We start from the raw sequence: 20,167 nt of genomic DNA, 5'->3' as shown, positions 1-20,167 counted from the left end.
TCCGTGGCCGGCCCTGGCGGACCGCGGGTCGTGCCGGAAGCCCAACCCGGCACGACCCGGCCCGGCACGCGGGCCCTGATCGGCTTCCGCACAACGACCGTGCACCAACGCTCAACTTCGGCCAGGACTGGCCTGTTTGAGCCATCGGAAGATCAATATTCTGGCGGGAGAACGCTGACTTCTACCCGAGGAGTTCCGTGTCCGCCGCCCCGCAGGTCCCCGACATCCTTTCGCCCGAGTTCGCCACGGACCCCTATCCCGCCTATGCGGTGATGCGGGAGAGGGAACCGCTCATCTGGCACGAGGCGACCCGGAGTTACGTCATCTCCCGTTACGAGGACGTCGAGCGCGTCTTCAAGGACAAGAACGCGCAGTTCACGACCGACAACTACAACTGGCAGCTGGAGCCGGTCCACGGCAAGACCATCCTGCAGCTCAGCGGCCGCGAGCACGCCACGCGCCGGGCACTCGTCGCACCCGCCTTCCGCGGCAGCGACCTGCAGGAGAAGTTCCTTCCGGTCATCGAGCGCAACTCGCGTGAACTCATCGACACCTTCCGGCACTCCGGCTCCGCCGACATCGTCGGCGACTACGCGACCCGGTTCCCGGTCAACGTCATCGCGGACATGCTGGGCCTGGACAAGGCCGACCACGCCCGGTTCCACAGCTGGTACACCGCAGTGATCGCCTTCCTCGGCAACCTCTCCGGCGACCCCGACGTGACCGCGGCGGGCGAGCGGACCCGGGTGGAGTTCGCCGCATACATGATCCCGGTCATCCGCGAACGGCGCGGCAACCCGGGGGACGACCTGCTGTCCTCCCTGTGCGCCGCCGAGGTCGACGGCGTCCGGATGAGCGACGAGGACATCAAGGCCTTCTGCAGTCTGCTGCTCGCGGCCGGCGGTGAGACCACCGACAAGGCGATCGCCGGCATCCTGGCCAACCTCCTGATGCACCCGGCCCAGTTGGCCGCTGTCCGCGAGGACCGGAGCCTGGTACCCGCGGCCTTCGCGGAGACGCTGCGCTACACCCCGCCGGTGCACATGATCATGCGGCAGGCGGCGACGGACGTCGAGGTCAGTGGTGGCACCATCCCGGCCGGGGCCACCGTGACGTGCCTGATCGGTGCCGCCAACCGGGACGAGCGGCGCTACCGCGAACCCGGCCGGTTCGACATCTTCCGCGACGACCTCACCACGACGTCGGCGTTCTCGGCCGCCGCCGACCACCTGGCCTTCGCGCTCGGCCGCCACTTCTGCGTCGGCGCGCTGCTCGCCAAGGCGGAGGTCGAGACCGGGGTGAACCAGCTGCTGGACGCGATGCCCGACCTCCGTCTCGCCGACGGCTTCGACCCGGTCGAGCAGGGGGTGTTCACCCGCGGACCGCAGTCACTTCCGGTCCGTTTCACCCCGGACGGCGGCTGAGGGCCACGGCCCTCGGCCCGTCCGAGGCGACAGGTCAAGGGCCACCCGGCCGGGGAACGAGGCCGGACTGGACGGCCCTTGCGCCTAGGGGGCGTGCCGGCGCCTGCGGAGTCGCAGCGGTCAGGAAGCGGGACGCCCCGGGGACGGCAGCCCGGCCGCCGAGGTGCGCCCGCTCCCACCGGCGGCCGGCCCCGTGCGCAGTGCCTTCGGATCGCATGCGGCGCACGGCGCGACCGTGCCGGTGTCGCAGGCGTCTGAGGAGGCGTCATGGTGTGTGACGAACACGCCGACCCGTTGACCGGCACCGTCACGGTGACCGTCGGCCGCCCGCGCCGCGAACTCGGCGCTCCCCGGATCATCGTCACCACACCCGGCGTGAGGTACCGGATCGTCGACCCGGCCGCACCACCCGACCGATCTTCGACCACCAGCGGACGAACCTCCACCACGCCGCCGTCGCCGCTCGGGCAGGCCGGTCAGGCGGAGGCTCCGCTGTCGATCACCAGGTCGGAGCCGACGACCGGGCCGGCGAGCGGAGAGGCGAGGTAGAGCACGGCTGCCGCCACCTCCTCGGCCTCGGCGACCCGGCCGAGCGGGTTCTCCTTCTTCACCCGCCTGGCGCGGTCGGCCGGGCTCTCGCCGGGGCGCAGGGACATGGGGGCGTCGGAGGCCCCGGGGCTGACCGCGTTGATGCGGATGTTCTGGTCGATGTGGTCGAGGGCGGCGGCACGGGTGAGCGCGGAGACCGCGGCTTTGGAGGTGATGTAGGCGGCCGCGTTGCGAATGCGGTGGTGTGCGCCCAGGTTCGCGGACACGTTGACGATCGTTCCGCCGCCGTGTTCCTTCATGTAGGCCACCTCGTGCTTCATGGCCAGCCACACGCCGGTCACGTTGGTCCGCAGGACCGCGTCCCAGTCCGCTTCCTCGATGTCAGCGGCGGGTACGCCGCCCCGGAACAGGCCGGCGTTGTTGACCGCGATGTCCAGTCCTCCGGAGCGGGCGACGCTCTCCTGCACGAGGTGTGCGAGCTGCCCCGAGTCGGTGACGTCCGCGGTGACGGCGGCGGCCGAACCGCCGGCGGCTTCGACGAGGGCGACGGTCTCGTCCAGGGAGGCCGCGGTGCGCCCCGCGGCGACCACGTACGCGCCCTCGGCGGCGAAGGCGAGCGCGATCGCGCGGCCCAGACCCGAGCCGGCGCCGGTGACGAGGACGGACTTGCCGTTGAAGCGGTTCATTGCGTGATTCCTTCGGGTGAGGGACGACCCCGTCGTGGAAGAGCGCGTGGGTCGTCGTGCGTGTGACTACTTGGTGCGTGGGTGGTGCAGGAGGGCGAGGGCGGCGAGGGCGACCGCAGTGACGGTCAGGGACGTGGCGTCGCCGCCGACGGTGAGCAGGACGGCGAACAGGACGGTGGGGCCAAGCTCCATCGCGGTGTTGAGGACCCCGCCGGCGAGGCCGCCCTGCTCGGGAGGAACACCTTCGGTGGTGAGGACGGCAGCGCCGGCGAAGGACGCGGCGGCTCCGGCCGGAAGGACCACCAGGCCGGGAAGCAGGCCCAAGACGTAGGGAGTGCGCACGTCGAACCCGGTGACCGCGAGCAGGACCAGCCCGGCGGCGGCCGTGACGAGACCCCAGGCGCCGACGGACCCGGCCCCGTACCGGTGGACGAGCGGTCCGGCCGCGCGTCCCGAGCCGATCAGCGCGAGGGCGAACGGCAGGAAGGCGGCTGAGGTCTCCAGCTGCGACCAGTCCCGGTCCTGCTGCAGGTGCAGCGAGAGGACCACGAACGTCATTCCGGTCCCGCAGGCGCTGAGCGCGGTGGCGGCGAGTCCCAGCGCCCGCGGCCGGTCGCCCAGGAAGCCCGGCGGCAGCAACGGGTCGCGGGATCGGCGCTCGGCGTACCGGAACGTCGCCGTCAGCGCGGCCCCTCCGAGCAGCGGCACCAGGACGTCCGCCGACAGCCAGGACCGGCCGTCGGTGACGAGAAACCCGTAGCCGGCCAGGGTGATCCCGGCGGTGGCGAGTACCGCGCCCGGCAGGTCCAGCGACCTGCCGCGGTTCGGAGCGGTGCCCGGCAGCAGCCTGGGGGCCAGGACGAGGGCGGCCACCGCCACCATGAGCGGTACGGCCAGGGCCCACCGCCACGAGAGCAGCGACGTGAGGACACCCGAGAGCAGGTTGCCCGCGGCCGCGCCGAGTACCGACAGGCCGCCCCACGTCGCCATCGCCCTGCCGTACGCGGCCGGGGTGGGGAAGACCGTCCGCAGGACCGCCATCGCGGCGGGCGCCACGACGGCCGCACCGGCTCCCTGGACGAATCGGGCCGCGAGCAGGACGCCGAGGCCCTGGGCGAGCGGAGCCACGGCGGAGGCCGCGGCGAACAGCAGGAGGCCGGCGGTGAGGGAGCGCCGGCCGCCGAAGCGGTCGGCGAGACGGCCACCGAAGAGTACGAGCCCGGCGAACGACAGCCCGTACGCGGCGCTGAGCAGGATCAGATCCGCCCGGGCCAGGGTGAACTCACGGCCGATCTCGGGCAGCGGCACGGCGATGGCCGAGAGGGTGTAGATCAGCGTCGTCTGGGCGCTGCCGAGAAGAGCGAAGGCACGTCGGTCGCGTACCGCGGAGACGCAGGCGGTGCTGGTGAGGGTCACGACCCCTCCTTGATATTAGACCGAACGGTTCATTATGCGGATGTGCTGACACCTCGATCCGATCCGATCCGGTCCGGCCCCTCCGGTCGCGCGGTCGCCTTTCCCTGGGCCTGGTCTGTGGGCCTGGTCTAGGGCAGGAGGGCCAGCGCCTGTTCGGCCGCGTCCCGCACCCGCGCGGGATCGCTCGACACCTTGCCGACGACCCGCATCCCCTGCATCACGACGAGCAGCAGGTGGGCCAGGGAGCGCGGATCGCGGTCCTCGGGAAGCTCCCCCTGCGCCTGGGCTCGCACGAGCGCGGAGTACAGCACGGTCTCGACGTGGTCCCAGCTGCTCTCCACGCGGCGGGCGGCCGCGGGATCGTGCGGGCCCAGCTCGGCCGCCGTGTTGGTGACCAGGCAGCCGGCCTGCCGGACTTCGGGTGCGGTGGCCTCCGCCGCGAAGCGACGCACCACCGCCCGCACCGCGGGCAGGACGGGGCCCGGCTGGGACAGCTCCTGGAGGATGGCCGGGTCGCGCATCTCGATGTACCGGTCCACCGCCCTGAGGTACAGCTCGTGTTTGCTTCCGAAGGTCGCGTAGATGCTGGCGCGGCCGATCCCGAGGTGCTCGATCAGATCCGTCATCGAGGTCGCCTCGTAGCCGCGCCGCCAGAACAGCTCGAGGGCCGACTGCAGTACGGCGTCCGGATCGAATGCTTTGGTCCTGGCCACGTTCCCAACGTAAGTCAAAATAGATCGATCGGTCAAATATGAGGGACGCCCAGCCGCTGTCTTCCTGGTGATTCCGTACGAATCGGGGCAGTCTTATCAATGTTAATTAAAAAAACCACAACAGTGATAAATTGGGCGGATGCAAGAGCGGGCCGTACGCACCCGGCAACGGGTTCTGAACGCCGCCGCGGAGCTCCTGAGTTCGCAAGGACGTGCGGGGATCTCCACGCGGGCCGTGAGCGCGGCCGCCGGCGTGCAGCCGCCGACCCTGTACCGCCTGTTCGGGGACAAGGACGGGCTCCTCGACGCCCTCGCGGCCTACGGGTTCGCGCAGTACCTGCGGGAGAAGCAGGCACTTGAGGAGACCGACGACCCCGTCGCGGACCTGTGCCGCTCCTGGGACCTGCACGTGGGGTTCGGCCTGTCGCGCCCCGGCTTCTACGTGCTGATGTACGGCGAGGGCCGCTATCGCGGGGGCATGCCGGGCGGGCTCGAGACCGTCGCCATCCTGCGCCGGACCCTCGCCAGGGTGGCCGCGGCCGGCCGGCTCCGCATGAGCGTGGAGCGGGCCACGCAGCTCGTCCATGCCATGGGCCTGGGTGTCGTGCTGTCCCTCATCGCCACGCCGCCTGCCGAACGGGACGAGAGCCTGCCGGCCCGGGCCCGGGAACACGCACTGCGCATGATCACCACCACGGGCACCGTCGGCGAGGAGAGCACCGACGAGGAGCCGGGCTCGGACGTGGCATGCCGGGCCGCGGCGCTGCGCGAGGCGTTGTCCCGGGGCGGCACCACCGCGATGACACCGTCCGAGGGCGCGCTCCTGACGGACTGGCTCGACCGCCTCGCCGACACGGGCCCCGCCGCCCGGTCGGCATTCTGAAGGAGGGAGGGCGCCGATGGCCGGAGCCAGGAACACGATGCCCGGGGCCGGACGGGAAGCCGGGCACTCGGTCGGCACGGCCGTGTCGGTGGTGGACGCGCACGGAGTGGTGGTCGCGTGGAGCCCGGAGACGGAGCGGCTCACCGGCGTCGTCGCCGACGACGCGATCGGGCGATGCGTCGGACGGCTCCTGGCGCACCCGGAGGTGATCCTCGGTTCGCCCGTCTTCACCGACCCGGGCCGCCGGGAGGAGGGGTGGTCCGGGATCGTGGGCCTCCGCCGCGGCGACGGACCGCCGCGGGACGTGTACCTGCGGGTACGCCCCCTCACCGAGCGCGGCGGAGTGGTGCGCTGGCTGGTCACCGCGACCGAGATGACGGCCGTTCCCTCCTGGCCGATGAACGGCGCCGGGGTGCAGGCGCTCCTCACCGGGGCACCGATCGGCATCGCCGTGCGCGACACCGACCTGCGGTGCACCTGGGTCAACGACGCGCTGGCACTGCAGGACGGCATCCCGCGCGAGAAGAGACTCGGACGCCGGCTGACGGAGGTGCTGCCGGGCCCCGAGGCCGAGTCGGTCGAGTCGGTGATGCGGCTGGTCCTGCGGAGCGGGAAGCCGCAGGTCGACCACGAGTACCGCGCGTGGATACCGACGAGGCCACAGCAGGAACACGCGTTCTCGACCTCGTTCTTCCGCCTCGACGACGCCGACGGGCGCACGTTGGGGGTGTGCGCCATGAGCGTCGACGTGACCGACCGGCAGCGGGCCCGCGAACGCCTTGCCGTCCTCAGCGAGGCCAGCACCCGGATCGGCACCACGCTGGAGGTGATGAGAACCGGTCAGGAACTCGCCGACCTCGCGGTGGCCCGCATCGCCGACTACGTCTCCGTGGACCTCGCGGAGTCCATAGCGGAGGGGGAGGACTCCCTGGCCCGGCTCGGCTCGACGAACGGCCGTGTGCCCGCGTTCCGCCGGGCGGGGGTCGCCTCCGTCCACGACGGCGCACCGGAGTCGATCTGGTCGCGCGGGGAAACCGTGTCCGTGCCGTCCCCTTCCCCCTTCACGGAGGTCCTGGCCTCGGGCGAATCACACCTCGAACCGGTGCTGAACACCGCACGGGGCGCCTGGCTCGACGGGGACCAGGAGCGGTTGGACAAAATCGGCAGGTACGGCATGCACTCGCTGATGATCGTGCCGATCCACGCGCGCGGCGCGGTGCTGGGCGTCGCGGTCTTCGTCCGCATGGCCGACTCCGTGCCCTTCGAGAAGGAGGACCTGCGGCTGGCCGAGGAACTCGTCGCCCGTGCCGCCCTGTCCCTCGACAACGCCCGCCGCTACGTCCGCGAACGCACCGCGGCCCTCGCCCTCCAGCGCAACCTGCTGCCGGGCAGGCTGGTCGGCGGGGTGGCCGTCGAGGTGGCGTCCCGCTACGTTCCCGCCGACACGGAACACGGCGTGGGCGGCGACTGGTTCGACGTCATCCCGCTGTCCGGTGCCCGGGTGGCCCTGGTCGTGGGCGACGTGGTAGGCCACGGCATCAACGCCGCGGCGACCATGGGCCGGCTCCGGGCCGCGGTGCACACCCTCGCCAACATGGAGCTGTGCCCGGACGAGTTGCTGGCCCACCTCGACGACACCATTTCCCGCCTCGGCGTGGAGGACGGCGGCATCCCGGACCGCGCCGCCGCGGAGTCCGGAGCCACCTGCCTGTACGCCGTGTACGACCCCGCCACCCGGCGCTGCACGATGGCCCGGGCAGGTCACCCGCCGCCCGTGGTGGTCTCGCCCCAGGGCGGCGTGTCCATCCCCGACCTGCCCGCCGGTCTGCCGCTCGGTGTCGGACCGGCCTCCTTCGAGTCCGTGGAGGTGGAACTGCCCGAGGGCTGCGTCGTCGCGTTCTACACCGACGGGCTGGTGGAGACCCGGGACCAGGACATCGACGCCGGGATACGCCGGCTGGGCACCGCCCTCGCCCGGCCGGACCGCCCGCTGGACGAACTCTGCACCGCCGCGTTCGACACCCTGCCGTCCAGGGCGCTGGACGACGACGCCACGCTGCTCCTGGCGCGGCCCCGTTCGCTCCCGCCGTCGCAGATCGCCATCTGGGACCTGCCGAGCGACCCGGCCGTGGTCGGGCAGGCCCGGGCCCTGGCCACCGCCCAGTTGACCGAATGGGGACTGGAGGGGCTGGTCGCCGCCACGGAACTCATCGTCAGTGAGCTGGTCACCAACGCCGTACGCCACGGCGCCGGTCCCATCACCCTTCGCCTCATACGGCACGAGGTGCTGGTGTGCGAGGTGACGGACACCAGCGACTCGGTCCCCCGGCTGCGCCATGCCCGTCCGACGGACGAGGGCGGCCGGGGTCTCTTCCTCGTCGCGCAGCTCGCCAGCCGGCGGGGCACCCGCAACTCGCCCGCGGGCAAGACGGTCTGGGCCGAACAGGAGATCAACCCGCCCGCCTCCTGAGGGGGTCAGCATCGAACCGCCCCGACCGCCGCGGTCCGGGGCGCCTGGTCTCTCTCCGGCCGGGACACCAGCGCTTGAAGCCCTCCAGCCCGATGACCCGCTGACAGATGCGCTGTTCTGCTAAGGTCCTGGCCATCAGGTGAGCCTTCTCGCTGCGGATGCAGATCCGCCGGGGAGGCTTTTCCCATGTTCGGGGCCCGTCCGCCTCGACGCCGGCGGTCCCGTTGCGGGGTTGTCGCCCTGCCGGATGGCCTCAACGCGCCGCGCACCCCGCACATCGGTACACGTCGGTTCCTTGTTTCTGACCGTGAGAGGAGACCCATGCCATGAGCCAACGCACGAATGCCGCGTCTGCCGCGGGTACTTGGCAGCTCGGTGACCGGACCGTCAACCGCATCGGGTTCGGCGCGATGCGCCTGACCGGTACCGCCCCCTTCGACCGCGGCGTGCCGCGTGACCGTGATCGGTCGATTGGCGTGCTCCGCCGGGCGGTCGAACTCGGGGTGAACCACATCGACACCGCCGCGTTCTACTTCTCGGCGACGCGTTCCGCCAACGAGCTGGTCAACCGGGCGCTGGCGCCGTATCCGGAGGACCTGGTCATCACCACCAAGGTCTGGCCGGGCCGTGATCCCTCGGGCGCCTGGTGGTGGGCCGCCCCGGACCAGTTGCGCGGCCAGGTCGAGGAGAACCTGCGCCAACTCGGCCGAGACCACCTGGACGTGGTGAACCTGCGCGTGCCTCCGAGCCTGCGGACCGGCTCGATCGGCGAGCACTTCGGCGCACTGGCCGAACTGCGGGACGCCGGGCTGGTACGCCACCTCGGCGTCTCCAACGTCACGTCCGGGCAGCTGGCCGAGGCCCGGGCCATCGCCCCGGTCGTCTGCGTGCAGAATCCCTACGGCATCGATGCGCCGGACGAGGACCGGGCACTCCTGCGGCTGTGCGGTGAACTCGGCCTCGCCTTCGTCCCGTTCTTCGCGATCGCGGGCGCCGGGCGCGAGGCGGGTCCGGGTGCCGTCGACCACGAGACGGTGTGCGCCGTCGCACGGGCGCACGGTGTGTCAGCGGCGCAGGTCCGGCTGGCCTGGACCCTGCAGCAGGGTCCGCACGTGCTGGCGATCCCGGGAACCGGTGATCCCGACCACCTCGCACAGAACGTGGCGGCCGGCACGCTTCGGCTCTCGGAAGACGAGATGGCAGGCCTTGCCTCGCTGCGGCCGGCCGGAACGCAGGTGCCGCCCCGCTGATGCCGCCGGGAGGACTTCGCAGCCGCCGTCACTCCGCGGACCACACTCTCCATCACTCTTAGTGAAGCTTTGGGGCGCGCGCCGAGAGCGGCGTGCGCCGATGTGCGCCGGGCGCGCGCGGGCGGCGACCTGGTGTGATGTAGAACACGTCACGGATACGCAGAACTGTTCGCTCGTTCACTCTCACGGGTCCGGCCTGGTCAGAGCGCTACCGAGTGTGACTAGCACTGCTTGTTGAACGTTGCAGCACGCTGACCGGCAGGGACGCTCGGTGATTTTTTCCATGGGCGGTGAGTGATCCGCCCCGCGAATCACTTAGGTGGGTCTCAAGCCCAACGGCCCGTCGGCGCGCACGAGTTGGCGCCGGTCCCAGCCGACCCCGATGGAGAGGAAAAGCCTGCCCATGTGCCGTGCCGCCGGGAGGCCTGCGTGAATCATGACGAGACCCCAGAGGACAGCCCAGCCCCAGACCAGGGTGTGAGGCTGTCACAGGACATGTACCAGCCGCTCGACCTGGCGATCGACTTCGAGGCGTTCTACCTCGGGCACCAGGAGCCGTTCCACGCCTACGCGGAAGTCCACTTCGGGACCCGCGAGCTGGCCGAAGAGGTCATACACGAGGTGTTCCTGCAGATCCACGCCGGCTGGACACAGCTGCTCAGCTCGGGCTCCCTGGAACAGGGCGCCTGGGCGATCATGCGGCGGGCCGTCCACGACCGCCTCGAACGCGAAGGCCGTGCACCCGCGTTCGTCATCAACGGACCCATCGCCCAGGCGCTGGCCCCGGCACTCGCCACGGCCCGGGACAAGCTGCACAAGATGGAGTCGACCAGTGGCCTGTACGAGGCGATCGCGGAACTGCCCAACCGCCAGTTCGAGGTGATCGTACTGCGTTACATCCTCGGCTACCCCACCGCCAAGGTCGCCTGGTACGTCGGCATCGACGAACGCACCGTCGGCCACCACCTGCGCCGCGGCAAGGAACGCCTGCGCCTGAAGCTCGGCCTGCCCGACGAACGCAAAAGGCCCCATCAGAAAGGGGAACGGCCGTGACCACCACTCTCGACGCCCTGCTGAACGAAGTCCGGCTGCCCGTCGCAGCCCCGAGCCGGTTCGACGTCGCCGCAGGCCTGCGCCGGCTCGCCGCCGACGCCCGCCGCCGCACCCCGACCACGGATATCGCCCGCGCCGCACAGGCCAGCCAGCGGTTGGGCGTGGTGTGCCGGTGGGTCCTCAACGAACCGGCTGTCGCCGACCACGTCGCCAAGATCGCCGAAGGTCCCGAGCGCGGACCGCTGACGGAGGAACACCTGGACGTCGACGGCGCCCTCGCCTTCGCCTGCCTGCTGTACCTCACCCGCCACCCCGAGTCCGCCCAGTTCTGGTGGCAGCTGGCCGCGGGCGCCGGCAGCCGCGCCGCCGCCTACTGCCTGCACCTGCACCACCTGGCCCTGGGCGAGTCCAAGCGGGCCCGGCACTGGTTCCACCAACTCACCCACTCCATGGCCGACACGGCACCACCCGACGCGGCCTTCCTCGAAGGACTCGAACTCTTCGCCCGCTACGTCCGCGCCAACGGCTCCACCGCCCTGGGCCCCACCGGCAGCCTGGAGAACGAGATCGACCGGCTCGCCGCCCGGGCACCCGGCCGCTCCGTCATCGTCGCCCGTCCCGACCGGCAACTGGTCGACCAACTGCAGGTATTCGCCGCCAGCCGCTGAACCGGGCCCGAGCACCAGGAAGAGAAAAGAAGAAAAGAAGGAGGGGAGCCCCGCTCCGGCCACCGGTTCCGAGGCCACCGGCCGGGCGGGCTCCCCGCCAACGACGCCCTACACAAGGAGACGTCCCCCATGCACCTTAGCCCCCGCCGGCCCGTGCCAGACCCGACTCCGCCGACCAGTCCCACGCCCTGGCCCACCCCCGTCCAGTGCGCCGGTCTGGCATACCTCCGGTACTGTGCCCGCCACGGCGTCATCGGCGTGGTCGTCCTGCACTGCGACAACCCCTGCTGCAGCCCACGACCGACGGCCTCGCCCGGCCACGAAGCCGCCGCACCGATCCGGGTGGCGAGCGGCACGGCCGAGGCCGAGCAGGCCGCCCGCCCCCGCAGCCTCCCGCTGACGCGCTTCCCGCTCCGCTAGCCCGACACCCCGTGTTCGTGGCCGCCACCGTCGCCGGGAGACGGCGGCGGCCACGGCCCCATCGCCACCCGCCCACGCCACGCGCCGGCTGTCACGCCGGTGCTTCTGCCGTCGTGGTGACCGGTGGGCCGGGGGCGAAGCGGGTGAAGTGTGCGGGCGAGTGGTCGATGGGCAGGTCGGGACGCCATGCGGTGAGGATCTGAGCGCTGCACACGAACAGGCCGTCGGGAAGGTGATCGAGGGGGTGCCACGCCCAGTCGCCGACGCTCTCGTCCGGCTGCGTGGCCGGTTCTCCCCGCCACGCGTGGACGAGGGCGCCGACGGTGACCCGCAGGACACCGTCGACGTGGTCGACGAGTGTGCCCAGGAGCCGGACGTCGGTGGGCCGTGCCACCAGACCGGTCTCCTCCGCGAGTTCGCGGGTCACCGCGGCTTCCAAGGACTCGCCGGCCTCGACGGCTCCGCCGGGCAGTTCCAGGGTGCCGTGCCGGTGCCGGCCCAACAGGATCCCCCGTTCGCCGAGGAGGATCGCTCCGACCCCGACGGCCGCGTGCGGCGTCGGCGCCTTGGTGGTGCGGGGGCGGCTGGAGATCCGTTTCGGCCGGCCGGGCAGGCGGCGGGCGCGGATGAGCTGCTGGACGACAGCGGTGCTCTCGTCGGGGTGCGGCAGGAGGTCGATGGCCTCGACTCGGAAGCCGTACCCGGTGAGGAGGTCCTCCCACACCTGGGGTGCCAGGACCCACATCCGGGTTGGCAGGGGCGGGTCGTCGCGCAGCAGGATCAGCTGCTCGCGCGGTGCCACTTCCACGGACGGACCGCGGCCGTGCAGGTCGGTGTGCAGGAGCGAGAGAACCAGCGGGGCGCCGGGACGCAGGCCGTCGCGCAGCGCGGGCAGCGAACGGTGCGGGTCGATGAACCCCAGGGTCCCGATCGCGTACGCGGCGTCGAACGGCTCGGCCCCGGCCAGGTACTCGGCCACATCTCCCTGGGCGAAGTCCACACCCCGCACGCTCGCGTGGGCGGTGACGGCGCGTTCGTGCTGGGTCGGGGACAGCTCGATTCCGGTGACGTGAGCGCCGTGCGCCCGTACGAGATGGACGGCGATGTGGCCGGCCCCGGAGCCGATGTCCAGGACGCGGCGGCCGGTGATGTCACCGAGGATCTCAGCTCCCGGTCCGTCGCTCTGCCAGGACGTCCAGGACATCCGGTCGGGGACCGGCGGCGTGTAGGCGCGGGCCAGTTGGCGCTGGCCGTAGATCTTCCAGGCTCGGGTGTTGATGTCCTCGACGGTCACGATGCCTCCTCGGTGGGTGAGCTGCGGATCAGTGGTGCGAGATGAGGTAGGCGGGGCCCTCCCCGCGCCGGGCTCGTTCGACGGCTGCGAGACGGGTGAAGTCGCGCGGCGCCATCAGCTCCCGCCAGGCGCCGAGATCGTGGACGGCCCACATGTCGTGTTCGGCGGGATCGAGTCGGATCCGGCCGAGCTGGTCCGCGGTCAGCCGGCCGCCGTCGAAGACAAGACCCACCCTGTTCAGCGGCTGGCGGGGCCCGGCGTGCAGGAAGTACGTCACGAGCAGCCTCGGAGTCCCGAGGGCCGGCTCCAGGCCGGTCTCTTCGACCGCTTCGCGCCGGGCGGTCTGGAGCGGGTCCTCTCCTTGGGCGTCCAGGTTTCCGCCGGGGAACTGCCAGGGCCGCGAGTGGTAGACCGAGCGCAGCTGGACGGGCCGGTCCTGCTCGTCACGGACGTACAGACAGCCGTACACCGTGTGGTGCGGGATGGTCCGCGCGTACTGCGTGGGTGTCATCGGCATGAGGCGGCCGGGCCTGGCCGGGCGGTGGTCGAACTCGAAGGCGAGGGCGCCGAGCGCCTCCTTGGCCGGCGGGTAGATGCCGCGCAGGCCGCGCAGCAGGTCCCCGCGGGTTCCGTCCGGGTCGATCCGGACGGCATCCTCCGAACCGAGCAGGTCCTCGAAGGAGGCGTACGCAGTGATCCGCTTCACGATGATGTCGAGTTCCCGGTCGCTGTCCCGGTCGTGGAAGACGAGGGCGTCACCCACCTGCACGGCTTGCTTCTCCGGGGTGGCGGCGCGGACCTCGATCGTCTTGCGCCCCGACTCGACCTGCGCGTAGTGGCGGCCCATGAGCCGGAAGTGATGCTGCCGGGGCGCGGCCTGATCCTCGTCCTGCGTGGTGTACATGAAGACGCGTCCTTCCTGGTGGCGGGGGTCGTGGTGGCGGGGGCAGGAGCGGGTCGGCTGGGAGTGGTGCCGCGGGAGATGGGTCATGCCTGGTCCCGGGCGGTGGGAGCGGCAGGGTTCGGGACGGTCACGGCCGGGGCGTACTGGGCGGCCTGGGCGTCGAACATGGCGGCGTACCGGCCGCGGGCGGCGATGAGTCGGTCGTGGGTGCCGTGCTCGGCGAGGTGGCCGTTGTCGAGGACGTAGATGTGGTCGGCGCGGCGGACGCCGGACATGCGGTGGGTGACCAGGACGACGGCCCGGTTCGGCGCGGCCAGGCGCCGGATGCGGTCGAAGGCTTCGATCTCTGCTTCGGGATCAAGGGCGGACGTCGGCTCGTCCACGATGAGGACCCCGTCCGCCTGCGATGTTGAACTACGCCAGTGCGTGCGGGCCAGACCCACTTTCTGCCATTCGCCGCCGGACAGTTCGATGGCACCGCGGAACATACGGGCGAGCAGACTGCGCAGGCCCTCGGGGAGTTTGGCGATCACGGGACCGGCTACCGCGTAGTCGACCGACGCCTCCAGATCCCCGTCGGGCGCGGGGTGAGCGGGGCGGCCGAGGCGGATGTTCATCGCGGCGGTCACGGGCCAGCGCTGGAAGTCCTGGGTGAGCAGGGAGACACGCTCGAAGACCTGGGCGCGGTCGAGACCGGTGAGGTCGGCCTCGCCCCACCGCAGTGTGCCGGTATCGGGCAGCAGCATGCCCGAGAGGATCTTCATCAGGGTGCTCTTGCCGGAGCCGTTCTCGCCCACCACCGCGGTGACCGACCCCATCGGCAGCGTCAGGGACACCCCGTCCAGGGCCGGGGTGTCCCGGTCGGGATAGCGGTAGGCGACCTGGTCCAGGACGATCTCCCGGACCCGCTCCGGCACAGGTGCCCCGCCGGCGGGCAGCGTCCGCTGGGCGGCCTGAGTGAGGAACCGGCCGTGATCGCGGACGTAGAGACTCTCCTCGTGCAGCTGGTTGATGTTCATGACCAGGGCGCCCAGGCTCGCCGAGCCGGTACGCACGGCGACGACGGCGGTCCCGGCGACGGCGAGACTCATGTGACCGGCCAGGATCAGCCAGAACATGGCCCCGTACGTGGCGGCCGTCGCCAGACCGGACAGCGCGGAGGCGACCCACTCGGTCAGGGCCTTGCTGGAGGCGAGGCGTTCGTGTTCGGCTTCGGCGCTCTCCGCCATGCGCTCGTAACGGCTGAGGAGGAACGCGCCGACGGCGTGCAGGCGGACCTCCTGGGCGGCGGTACGTTCGGTGAGCAGTTGGCCGATGAGACGGCTGGCCCGTACGTGCTCGATCCAGCTCATCACCGACACATACCGTTCCTGGGCGACCCGCATGGCGCCCCAGCCGCGCGGGGCGGCGATGAGAACCAGCAGGGGCAGCAGAACGGGGTGCAGAACGAGAAGGACGCCGGCGGTGGTGACCAGGGAGATGAGTCCGTTCAGCGTGGCGACGCAGGCGCTGATCATCCGGCGGGCCGCGCCGGGGCCGTGCTGGGCGATGTCCAAGAGCCGCCGGAAGTCGGGGTCGTCGATGGCCTCCAGTTCGACGCCCACGGCGGCGGCCAGGTACTGGGTGGTGGCGGTCCGCTCGACCTTTGGTTCCAGTCGCCCGGCCAGGGAGGTGGACCAGGCCGACAGGGCGGAGTTGACGACGGCGATGGCGGCGGCGGCCAGCAGGCCGGGTAAGAGGGCATGCAGCCGTTCGGCAGCGCTGCCGGTCCCGGCGAGCAGCGCGTGCATGACGGCGTTGACGGCGAGCAGGCCGGCCGCCGCGGCGATGCCCTGGCCGATCTCGCTGACTCCGACGGAGAGCAGGGCACGCCGGTCCGCCTGCCATGCCATGCGCAGGGTGGCGCCGATGAGCGCGGGCATGGAGCGCAGCGCGGACATCATGGTCAGGTCCAGGGGCGCGTGCTCGTGCCGGGACCAACCCATGTCGTAGCGCAGGGGCCCGCCGAACAGTTCCTGCTCGGCGTCGGAGACCTGCGGGTCGACCATCGTGACCGGGCCGAAGAACCTCTTCACCGGGCGCCTCCAGGGGGCCAGTTCGGTGCCCGACAGGTCGGGCCGTGGGTGAGCGTGCGGAAGGCCGCGGCCGGGTGGGGGTGGCAGTCCGGCGGGGGTTCTTCCATCGGTACCCAGATTTCCACCGGCACCTGGAGCAGGGTCTTGCGCTTGTCCGGATCGGTGTTCCGCGTGACTTGGGACTCCGCCGTTGCCTCACGGGCAGGGGTGTTGTCACGACGCGTGCCAGAGTGTCCGTCGCCGGTGGCGAAGAGCGGTGCGGATCAGGGGGTGGGGACGCGGTGCTGGAGATCAGCGCCTTGCCTTCGCCGGTGGGCGGAGCTGTTCGACGGGAGCCGGATGAGGGAGTCGTCGCTGCACGTCTTCCCGTCGGCACTCGCGTACGCGTTCGGAGTTGGCCTCCAGGCCGGACATCTCTCCGTCGGTCTTCGCTGTCCGATCGACGGCACCCTGGACCTCTTTCCCGGCAACGCACTCGTGGTACCGCAGTTGTCGGGAAAGAGGTCGGCGAGCCGGTTCGGCGCGCTCTTCGTGGCGACGTTCTGCCGTCAGAACGTGCTCGGCGCCGGATTCGCCACCGTGACGGTCACCGCCACCGGCGCATCGCGGCTTGCCTCCGGGCGACCGGTTGACCAGGCGGGCGGTCGTCGGAGGTGTCGCGGGCCTGGCGCTGCCGGCCTTTCATCTCGCCTACCTGAACAGGGAAGTTCGAGGTGACGGACATCGCGGAGTGGTGCTCGAAGACCGTCCGCGACACCGCCTCCCCGAGCAGCCCGCCGGTCAGCGTGAGCCCCCAGATCATCAGAAGGATCGTCCGCTTCGGCCACGCATCCAGTCGTTCACGCGTCCGTCTCCCATCTCACCCGTTCCGGGCTGTGCCGCGATCACACCGCGGCGCTAGGCTGAATCGCTCTTCGCCCGACCGTTCGTCGTAGTCTCACCCCGAAACAGGGGGCGCCGTGCAGGATAAGGGTGTCGTCGCGGATCCGACTGACCGGAGTCCTGCGACCGAGTGGGGTTGGTTCCTGGCATGGCTTGCGGTCGGGGGGTGTCTGGCCTTCGGGATTGCGGCCCTGCTGACGGTGGGCACCGCCCTGATCGTCCTGGCCGTCACAGCCGCGGTGTTCCTGCTCCGGAAGGGGCCCAGGGCCGCGGTCGTCGGAGGTGTCGCGGGCCTGGCGCTGCCGGCCTTTCATCTCGCCTACCTGAACAGGGAAGGCCCCGGAAACGTGTGTCACGCGACGGCCGGTGGGAGCACATGCGTCGACGAGTACGCGCCGCTGCCGTTCCTGGTAGTCGGAGCACTTCTGTTCGTCGCGGGCTTCCTCCTCTTCCTGATGCGGAAACGCCCGCACCAGGGCAACGGCTGACCGACGTGTGCCGGGTTCCGCGGGCGGGTCAAGGGCGCCTGGAGCGCGGAGCAGCTGGTGAAGGGATGCCCGGATCGGCTGCGTGCTGCCCAGCCTGATGGGGCGGGAAATGTGGTGCCCGACTGTTCCTGTGGCATCGGTACGCAGGCCATCGGCCTGGCGTCGCGCGGGCATCGGGTCATCGGCACGGACCTCAGCGTCCGTGCCGCCGCCCGCGCTGCCCAGGAAGCCGTTCACCGCGATGTGCCCGTGTACACGGCCGCCGCCGGCATGCGACGCCTGCCGTTCTCCGACGGCGGGTTCGACACCGTCGTCTGCGCCGACAACGCCCTGCCCCATCTGCCGAGGGAGCAGGACGTCCACGCCGCCCTGGCGGAGATGCGCCGTGTGCTGCGTCCCGCCGGTCTGCTGCCGCTCAGCACGCGCCCCTAGGCCGACCTGCTGCGTGACCGACCCGCTTCGGCGCCCCCACAGGCCCACCAGCCCGCTGACGGGGGAGCGCGGTCACGTTCCAGCTCTGGCACTGGCACGAGGACGGCGAGCACTACGGCGTGGAGCACTTCCAACTGCCGCCGGCCGTCCACTGGGCGCTCGGCCGGGACCGGCTGGCCGGACTCGTGACCGGTGCGGATTTCGTGGACCCCGAGTGGCGGCCGCCGCACGGGACAGGCTTATTCCCAGCCGCTCCTCACGGCGCGCCCCGGCACGGGTGCCGGCGGCGCCCGGTGAACGCGCCGCGCCGGACGAGTGCGTCAGACGGCGTGTTCTGCCGGGGCCGGCCAGGCCCCCCGGCCGGCGAGGTGAAGCACGAGGGCCGCGATGTTCCAGGCGTCGTCCTCACCCCGGTGGTGACGGCCTTCGAGCCGAAGCCCGGCGACCCGCAGGGCCTCGGCCATGCCGGGGCGTTTGCGCAGACCGTACGCCTCGGTGAAGACAGCCTTGGCGTTGGTGTGGTGGCGCCCGAAGGGGTAGGGCGTCCGAGTGGTCCGGCACTGCCGTGTGAACTGGTTGCGGTCGTAGTCGCCCCAGCTGATCCACGGCCGGGCGCCCGCGCCGTGCTCGGCCGCCAGCAGCCGGCACGCCTCGGCGAAGGTGACCCCCCGGTCGGCCTCGTGCTGAGTGAGGCCGGTCAGTTCCGTACAGAACTCGCTGACCGTGGACCGGGCGGCCCTCACCACGATCCGGTGCCGGGCGAGGCGCTCGCCGGCGGCCAGGTCGACGACGGTCAGCCCGATCTCGATGATCTCGCTGACCTCGCCGGGAGGCGGGGAACCAGCCCAGCACGTCGCCTCCACGTCCACGACGTTGACGAGGCTCTCGGCCCGTGCGCTGTCCATGACGGGAAGCGTAGGGAGGCGCGGCGGTGGGGTCACCTGAGTTTCGGGACCGGCACGGCGGTGCCGGATGGAGCCTGTCCGGCCACCGGGAACACGACGGCGCCCCTGTGCGCGTCACGTGTCCGTGCCGGCGGCCGGCCGGCCGTCAGTCCTCGACGGGCCCCAGGTCGTGGTCGGACACGAATCCGACCACGGTGCCCGGGGCGGTGTCGAGTTCGAGCACCACGAGGGTGTTCTCGCCGCCGGGATCGAGTACGGGGCCCGGGACGAACAGGGTTCGCTGCGGTCCGCGCGACCAGTACCTCCCGGGACAGAACCCGTTGATCCAGGCGACGCCCTTGCCCAGCGCGGAGACGTCCAGGAACCGGTCGCGCGCGTCCTCGGCACAGGGGGTGTCGGCGGGGGGAGGGCACGGCGTGCGGCGCGCTCGGAGGCCATGCAGAGGTAGACCGAGGCGGTCCACGTCATGCTGCGGTCGCGCCGACCGGCCCCGGTCATCGCGTCGAAGTTCTCGGCGAGGTCGGGCCGCCCGCGGACGGTTGATCCCGCCGGCCCGGCACGACCGGCCGCCTCCGGCCACCCGCCGTCGTGGCCGGCCGGCGCACGCGTCTCAGATCCAGCCCCTCTTGGCGGCCTCGACGCCCACCTGAAAGCGGGTTTCGAGGCCGAGCCCGGCTGCGATCGTCGCGATCCGGCGGGTCACGGTACGGGCGCTCGTCCCCAGCTGCCGGGCGATCGCCTGGTCCTTGTAGCCCGCCTGCATCATCTTCAGCAGCAGGAGGTCCTGTGCGTTCGGCCCGTCGGGCGCCGCCGGAACGGTCGCGCCGAGGGGCCGCGCCCGCTGCCAGTAGGAGTCGAACAGCTCGAGCAGCGCGTCGAGCAGGCCCGACTGGTGGACGACGGCGATCCTGTCGTAGCGGCCCGGGACGAGCGCGACCAGCGCGACGCGTCGGTCCATGATGCGCAGTCTGAACGGCAGGGCCGGCAGGATGCGCGCCTGCTCGCCGATCTGGGCGAGATGCGTGATCAGCTCGAACCGGTCCGGCTGCGCCAGTGCCTCCGGGGTGTAGACCGACCGTATGTCGACGCCGCGGCCCAGCAGGTCCATCGTCAGGGCCTCCTCCAACTCGGTGCTGTAGGGCCCGAGATAGGGGGGCCGGTCGAGCACCCAGAAATGAGTGCGGACCGACTGCATCAGTTCGGCGACGCGCAGCGTGATCTCCGCTTCACCGATGATCACTTCCACCAGTCCGGTCGGGTCCTCCTGCAGCCGGCCGGCGCGGTACTCGTCCGCCAGGTCGTCGACGGTGCCCCACACCGCGGAGAACGCCGCCTCCGTCTCGGCCCGGCGCCTGGCCAGCAGTGCCCGCAGCGCGGTGTGCGGGCTGACCGGCCGGTACCGGCCGTGTCCCTCCCGTCTCAGCATGCCCAGGTCCACCAGCCGGGAGACGGTGCGCCTGATCCGGCTGGGCGTGGTGCCCAGGGCCTCGGCGATCTCGGCAGCAGTCCGGTCCGACCTGGTCAGGTAGATGCGGTAGACCCGTTCGTCGAACTCGCTGATCCCCAGGGTGCTCAGCACCGGCCGCCCTCCCCGTGATCACCGTCCGGCCGGCCGTCGGGACGACCGTGACGCGAATCGCCAACTGGCGATGTAC

19 protein-coding genes are annotated in these 20,167 nt (G+C 71.6%); 9 read left to right on the top strand and 10 right to left on the bottom strand.

Translation table 11 applies throughout. The annotated features are described in order from the left end of the window. Nucleotides 1-197 precede the first annotated feature (197 nt). Nucleotides 198-1,424: a cytochrome P450 gene (locus ACFXI4_RS13965; protein ID WP_384990214.1), complete on the top strand. Its 1,227-nt coding sequence runs from the start codon at nt 198-200 to the stop codon at nt 1,422-1,424. A gap of 476 nt (nt 1,425-1,900) precedes the next feature. Here ACFXI4_RS13965 and ACFXI4_RS13960 read toward each other — a convergent pair whose 3' ends face one another. From ACFXI4_RS13960 to ACFXI4_RS13950, 3 genes are all read right to left on the bottom strand, one after another. Further along, a complete protein-coding gene (locus tag ACFXI4_RS13960) occupies nt 1,901-2,659 on the bottom strand; it encodes an SDR family NAD(P)-dependent oxidoreductase (RefSeq protein ID WP_384990212.1) in 759 nt (252 codons plus the stop codon). A 66-nt stretch (nt 2,660-2,725) separates the two neighbouring features. Next, complete coding sequence (locus tag ACFXI4_RS13955; RefSeq protein ID WP_384990210.1) at nt 2,726-4,075, bottom strand: MFS transporter; 1,350 nt, start codon at nt 4,073-4,075, stop codon at nt 2,726-2,728. A gap of 128 nt (nt 4,076-4,203) precedes the next feature. Further along, nucleotides 4,204-4,788 (bottom strand): TetR/AcrR family transcriptional regulator, encoded by a 585-nt coding sequence (locus ACFXI4_RS13950; protein ID WP_384990208.1) that lies wholly within the window; start codon nt 4,786-4,788, stop codon nt 4,204-4,206. 139 nt (nt 4,789-4,927) lie between these two features. Between ACFXI4_RS13950 and ACFXI4_RS13945 the strand changes: the two genes are divergently transcribed. The 6 genes from ACFXI4_RS13945 to ACFXI4_RS13920 all read left to right on the top strand — a co-directional run bounded on the left by ACFXI4_RS13945 (nt 4,928) and on the right by ACFXI4_RS13920 (nt 11,532). After that, nucleotides 4,928-5,671: a TetR/AcrR family transcriptional regulator gene (locus ACFXI4_RS13945; RefSeq protein ID WP_384990207.1), complete on the top strand. Its 744-nt coding sequence runs from the start codon at nt 4,928-4,930 to the stop codon at nt 5,669-5,671. A 16-nt stretch (nt 5,672-5,687) separates the two neighbouring features. Next, nucleotides 5,688-8,141: a SpoIIE family protein phosphatase gene (locus ACFXI4_RS13940; protein WP_384990206.1), complete on the top strand. Its 2,454-nt coding sequence runs from the start codon at nt 5,688-5,690 to the stop codon at nt 8,139-8,141. 326 nt (nt 8,142-8,467) lie between these two features. Further along, nucleotides 8,468-9,391 (top strand): aldo/keto reductase, encoded by a 924-nt coding sequence (locus tag ACFXI4_RS13935; RefSeq protein WP_384990204.1) that lies wholly within the window; start codon nt 8,468-8,470, stop codon nt 9,389-9,391. A gap of 495 nt (nt 9,392-9,886) precedes the next feature. Then, a complete protein-coding gene (locus tag ACFXI4_RS13930) occupies nt 9,887-10,444 on the top strand; it encodes a sigma-70 family RNA polymerase sigma factor (RefSeq protein ID WP_362725354.1) in 558 nt (185 codons plus the stop codon). Then, nucleotides 10,441-11,112, top strand: a complete 672-nt coding sequence (locus ACFXI4_RS13925; protein ID WP_384990203.1) for a hypothetical protein — start codon at nt 10,441-10,443, stop codon at nt 11,110-11,112. Before ACFXI4_RS13930 ends, ACFXI4_RS13925 begins: the two co-directional genes overlap by 4 nt. Nucleotides 11,113-11,241: 129 nt before the next feature. Continuing rightward, nucleotides 11,242-11,532 (top strand): hypothetical protein, encoded by a 291-nt coding sequence (locus tag ACFXI4_RS13920; protein ID WP_384990201.1) that lies wholly within the window; start codon nt 11,242-11,244, stop codon nt 11,530-11,532. A 91-nt stretch (nt 11,533-11,623) separates the two neighbouring features. Here the strand turns inward: ACFXI4_RS13920 and ACFXI4_RS13915 are convergent, their stop codons facing one another. The 4 genes from ACFXI4_RS13915 to ACFXI4_RS13900 form a co-directional block, all read right to left on the bottom strand. Further along, complete coding sequence (locus ACFXI4_RS13915; protein ID WP_384990200.1) at nt 11,624-12,826, bottom strand: NUDIX domain-containing protein; 1,203 nt, start codon at nt 12,824-12,826, stop codon at nt 11,624-11,626. A 28-nt stretch (nt 12,827-12,854) separates the two neighbouring features. Beyond that, complete coding sequence (locus ACFXI4_RS13910; protein ID WP_384990198.1) at nt 12,855-13,817, bottom strand: NUDIX domain-containing protein; 963 nt, start codon at nt 13,815-13,817, stop codon at nt 12,855-12,857. Continuing rightward, a complete protein-coding gene (locus ACFXI4_RS13905) occupies nt 13,814-15,805 on the bottom strand; it encodes an ATP-binding cassette domain-containing protein (protein WP_384990197.1) in 1,992 nt (663 codons plus the stop codon). The genes ACFXI4_RS13910 and ACFXI4_RS13905 overlap by 4 nt, the downstream gene beginning before the upstream one ends. A gap of 586 nt (nt 15,806-16,391) precedes the next feature. Continuing rightward, entirely contained in the window at nt 16,392-16,607 is a 216-nt protein-coding gene (locus ACFXI4_RS13900; RefSeq protein WP_384990196.1) for a hypothetical protein, read from the bottom strand. A gap of 280 nt (nt 16,608-16,887) precedes the next feature. On the opposite strand from ACFXI4_RS13900, the gene ACFXI4_RS13895 reads away from it, so the two are divergent. After that, entirely contained in the window at nt 16,888-17,175 is a 288-nt protein-coding gene (locus ACFXI4_RS13895; protein WP_384990194.1) for a hypothetical protein, read from the top strand. A gap of 57 nt (nt 17,176-17,232) precedes the next feature. After that, nucleotides 17,233-17,607, top strand: a complete 375-nt coding sequence (locus ACFXI4_RS13890) for a class I SAM-dependent methyltransferase (RefSeq protein ID WP_384990193.1) — start codon at nt 17,233-17,235, stop codon at nt 17,605-17,607. A gap of 320 nt (nt 17,608-17,927) precedes the next feature. Here the strand turns inward: ACFXI4_RS13890 and ACFXI4_RS13885 are convergent, their stop codons facing one another. The 3 genes from ACFXI4_RS13885 to ACFXI4_RS13875 form a co-directional block, all read right to left on the bottom strand. Next, nucleotides 17,928-18,512, bottom strand: a complete 585-nt coding sequence (locus tag ACFXI4_RS13885) for an exonuclease domain-containing protein (protein ID WP_384990191.1) — start codon at nt 18,510-18,512, stop codon at nt 17,928-17,930. A gap of 145 nt (nt 18,513-18,657) precedes the next feature. Next, on the bottom strand, nt 18,658-18,975 hold the full coding sequence (locus tag ACFXI4_RS13880; protein WP_384990189.1) for a hypothetical protein: 318 nt from the start codon (nt 18,973-18,975) through the stop codon (nt 18,658-18,660). Between the two features lie 147 nt (nt 18,976-19,122). After that, entirely contained in the window at nt 19,123-20,091 is a 969-nt protein-coding gene (locus tag ACFXI4_RS13875) for a helix-turn-helix domain-containing protein (protein WP_384990187.1), read from the bottom strand. Nucleotides 20,092-20,167 lie beyond the last annotated feature (76 nt).

Source organism: Streptomyces sp. NPDC059224, assembly GCF_042754285.1.
Taxonomy (GTDB): Bacteria; Actinomycetota; Actinomycetes; order Streptomycetales; family Streptomycetaceae; genus Streptomyces.
The sequence above is the reverse complement of the archived record's forward strand: the minus strand, read 5'-3'. Positions and strand labels throughout refer to the sequence as shown.